Source organism: Hymenobacter defluvii (genome assembly GCF_017589435.1).
GTDB lineage: Bacteria > Bacteroidota > Bacteroidia > Cytophagales > Hymenobacteraceae > Hymenobacter > Hymenobacter profundi.
This window is the reverse complement of sequence record NZ_JAGETX010000072.1, coordinates 1-1,238: the sequence shown is the minus strand read 5'-3', so window position 1 is coordinate 1,238 and position 1,238 is coordinate 1. Positions and strand designations below refer to the sequence as shown.

Genomic DNA, 1,238 nt, shown 5'->3' with positions numbered 1-1,238 from the left:
AAACGCCATTTTCACTATTGCAGCCGACGAAGAATCGGCCGCTGAACAATTGAAAGCTGCAAACTAATGCCAGTTGACGTACTCGTAGGACTACAGTGGGGAGATGAAGGGAAAGGGAAAATTGTCGATGTGTTGGCCCCCACGTATGATGTAGTTGCCCGTTTTCAGGGTGGCCCCAACGCAGGCCACACCCTATTTTTCGACGGTGTAAAGCATGTATTGCACCAAGTACCATCCGGTATTTTTCATCCGCACATTATTAATGTAGTCGGTAATGGAGTAGTGCTCGACCCGGTTGTATTCCGCGGCGAACTGCAAAAGCTGACGGATCGTGGTATTCAGTGGGGCAATAATCTCTTCATCTCACAGAAGGCCCAGCTCATCCTGCCCTCTCACCGCGCCCTCGACCGAATTTTAGAAGAGGCTAGGGGAGGAGGGAAGATTGGCTCTACCCTAAAAGGTATTGGCCCTACCTATCAGGATAAGGTAGGCCGTACGGGACTGCGGGTTGGCGATGTATTGCTACCCGACTTCAAAGAGCGTTACACAGAAGCTGTTGCCCGTCATGCCCAACTGGCTGCATTCTACAAGCAAGACTTGGAAATAGAAGCCCACGAAGACGAATTTTTCTCTGCCATTGAGTTCCTGCGTACCCTTCAGTTAACGAATACAGAGTATTTGCTGAATGACTTGCTACAACAGCAAAAGCGCATTTTAGCGGAAGGCGCCCAAGGTGCTATGTTGGATATAGATTTTGGTACGTATCCCTTCGTCACCTCCTCTAGCACTATCGTGGCTGGCGCCTGTACCGGCCTAGGCATAGCGCCCCACCATATAGATAAGGTATATGGTATAAGCAAGGCGTACTGCACACGAGTAGGTAGTGGGCCATTTCCTACCGAACTGCATGATGAAGTAGGAGAGCAAATTCGCCAAGCTGGTCATGAGTTCGGTTCTACTACTGGGCGTCCCCGCCGTTGTGGCTGGGTCGATTTGCCTGCTCTACGCTATAGCATCATGCTAAATGGTGTAACAGAAATTCATTTGATGAAAGCGGATGTGTTAGACGAATTCGATGAAATTCGAGTTTGCACGCACTACCAGCTACCAAATGGTGAGACTACCGATCAATTTCCAGACTATGGCACATTACAAAATGTAACCCCAGTCAAACTACCCACCAGCCACTGTTTCCGTTTCCAGATTAGGCACCGACGAACACAAGGGTGGTATTTCAA

General features: G+C 49.2%; 1 protein-coding gene. It reads left to right on the top strand.

Going from position 1 to position 1,238, the window contains the following annotated elements; translation table 11 throughout:
- Window positions 1-66 precede the first annotated feature (66 nt).
- On the top strand, window positions 67-1,238 hold a 1,172-nt coding region (locus J4D97_RS22940), incomplete at its 3' end, for an adenylosuccinate synthase (RefSeq protein WP_208309622.1).